Raw genomic sequence first — 2,961 nt, 5'->3', positions numbered from 1 at the left:
AAAAGTTGGCGAAGCTAAATTCGCTTTTAAATCTAAAGCTGATTGTGTTGCTGCAGAAGTTGGTTTGTTCGCATCGCTGGTATTGTCTACATTTGATAATCCAACCATCGTTTTATCAATTCCCGAAACAGTTCCTGTGAAAGTTGGAGAAGCTAAATTCGCTTTTAAATCTAAAGCGGTTTGAGCAGCCGTAGAAACTGGTTTGTTCGCATCGCTGGTGTTGTCTGCATTTCCAAGTCCAACCATCGTTTTATCGATTCCCGAAACCGTTCCTGTGAAAGTTGGTGAAGCTAAATTTGCCTTCAAATCCAAAGCGGTTTGCGCTGCAGAAGAAACTGGTTTGTTGGCATCGCTGGTATTGTCCACATTCGACAATCCCACCATTGTTTTATCAATTCCCGAAACCGTTCCTGAAAAAGTTGGCGAAGCTAAATTCGCTTTTAAATCTAAAGCTGATTGTGTTGCTGCTGAAGTTGGTTTATTGGCATCGCTGGTGTTGTCTACATTTGATAATCCAACCATCGTTTTATCAATTCCCGAAACAGTTCCTGTGAAAGTTGGAGAAGCTAAATTCGCTTTTAAATCTAAAGCGGTTTGAGCAGCCGTAGAAACTGGTTTGTTCGCATCGCTGGTGTTGTCTGCATTTCCAAGTCCAACCATCGTTTTATCGATTCCCGAAACCGTTCCTGTGAAAGTTGGTGAAGCTAAATTTGCCTTCAAATCCAAAGCGGTTTGCGCTGCAGAAGAAACTGGTTTGTTGGCATCGCTGGTATTGTCCACATTCGATAATCCAACCATTGTTTTATCGATTCCTGAAACGGTTCCTGTAAAAGTTGGCGAAGCTAAATTCGCTTTTAAATCTAAAGCTGATTGTGTCGCTGTAGAAACTGGTTTATTTGCATCCGAAGTATTGTCCACATTCGACAATCCAACCATCGTTTTGTCAATTCCAGAAACGGTTCCTGTGAAAGTTGGTGAAGCTAAATTTGCCTTCAAATCCAAAGCGGTTTGCGCTGCAGAAGAAACTGGTTTATTGGCATCGCTGGTATTGTCCACATTCGATAATCCAACCATTGTTTTATCGATTCCTGAAACGGTTCCTGTAAAAGTTGGCGAAGCTAAGTTTGCTTTTAAATCCAAGGATGATTGCGCAGCAGCTGAAACTGGTTTGTTGGCATCCGAAGTATTATCAACGTTCGCTAAGCCAACCATCGTTTTATCAATTCCCGAAACCGTTCCTGTAAAAGTTGGCGAAGCTAAATTCGCTTTTAAATCCAAGGCTGATTGTGTTGCTGCTGAAGTTGGTTTGTTTGCATCGCTGGTATTATCGACATTCGACAATCCCACCATTGTTTTATCAATTCCTGAAACCGTTCCTGTAAAAGTTGGCGAAGCTAAGTTCGCTTTTAAGTCCAAGGCTGATTGCGTTGTTGCAAATAGTGTATTTATTCCTGTATCTACATACGTTTTAGTTGCTTTCACAGTTGGAAACTTAACGTCCGAACTTCCATCTTGTGTAAAATTAGTGCTTTTGTTGGCTATATCTTCTTTCAATTGGAGTGCAGATTTCGTAGCATCACTAATTGGCTTTGCAACATCCGATGTGTTATCAACTTGATCCAGTTCCAATGTCGTTTTGGCTCCTAAAATCGTGGTAGCATTCGTACCTCCATTTTCAACAGCTACAACACCTGTTACATTCGTACTATTTATTGCGGCATAAGCAAACGGAACGGTCGTAAACGGTTGATTGCTAATTTCAGTAAATGACGAACAATCACCGGAAATGTTAATACTTACAACCAACTTTTTTTGAGCCGCAACCCATGCTATATTATCAAAAGATGATGCATATCCACCATTGCGAGTACCTGTACCTATTACAAGATTTACCATCCCGTATTGATCTGTCGTGGTTTGAATAACTTCCTGGTATTCGATCTTTGAAAACTCATCTACAAACTGGAATTGCATGCATACGTTTTTGTTTGCTACAGGCAGATTTTCACTAGTTACTGAAGAAATTTTATTAGTGGGTTTCAAAATAACGGCCTGATACGTAATTCCATTGCTTTGTGCAAAACCCTTTACACAAAGAAAAAAGATGAAGAGCAAAATAATTTTTTTCATAATTTGATTCATTAAATGTGATAAATTTTAAAAAAATAAGATTGAAGTTGTTCTAAAAAAATTAGAATTGCCTACACGTTTTCGATAGAACTTTTGGAAGTTCCACCTCAATGGGAAGCATAACAAAACTCACATTGTTATTCTGAAGATTCTGATTGGCGAATACTCTAATTATTCTGCATTGAATAAGAAGCAACTGTTTTCGAAAATCGGAGAAGAGTAAAGGAAAATTTCGCACGGCAGTAAACGGAAAAAAAATAAAATCATGCTTCGACAAAAAATTTACTTTCATTATTCGGAAAAATGCTGCTAAATACTCACATAAGGAAGTGTAATTTTTTGTCATAGTTTTATGATTTTGGTATATACTGAAAACGTTGAAGTGTTTAAGCGAACTAGGTATTCACCTCTTGATAAAAACGGAAGCAAAACAGTCAAGAGGAAATTATCTGCTTTTTTACTTTGATTAAAAACCAACCTACCACTGATATCAAAAACATTTACTTCAATATCTTCTGAAATAAGTTTTGAGAATTCAAAATTTAGTGCGCTAATAAATGGATTGGGATACGTATTAAATTTTATTTTCTCGGGTGGATTTGAGGCAATATACTTTACCCAAAAACTCTGTTGAAATCCCTGCTGAATCACATAATCAAAACTTGAAGTTCCAACATTACTGTTTTGGCCAATCGTTTGTGAAATTGAAATCCCATCTGGTAATTTTTTGGAAGCTCCTTGTGCAGAAACCATCTGATGATGTAAAACTTGACCTTGAAAAGTCACCGTAAATAATATAAGTAAGTACCTCATAAATATAATATTTTATAC

Annotated in this window: 2 protein-coding genes; both read right to left on the bottom strand. The window is 37.4% G+C overall.

All coding sequences use genetic code 11. The features are described 5' to 3' along the window. Positions 1-2,130: hypothetical protein (locus FPG59_RS15315; RefSeq protein WP_217875928.1), on the bottom strand; the 2,130-nt coding region annotated here is incomplete at its 3' end. A gap of 342 nt (positions 2,131-2,472) precedes the next feature. After that, positions 2,473-2,943 (bottom strand): T9SS type A sorting domain-containing protein, encoded by a 471-nt coding sequence (locus tag FPG59_RS15305; RefSeq protein WP_086455420.1) that lies wholly within the window; start codon positions 2,941-2,943, stop codon positions 2,473-2,475. Positions 2,944-2,961: the final 18 nt, after the last annotated feature.

The organism is Flavobacterium sp. FPG59 (assembly GCF_002150205.1).
Lineage (GTDB): Bacteria > Bacteroidota > Bacteroidia > Flavobacteriales > Flavobacteriaceae > Flavobacterium.
This window is presented reverse-complemented; position numbering and strand designations above follow the sequence as displayed.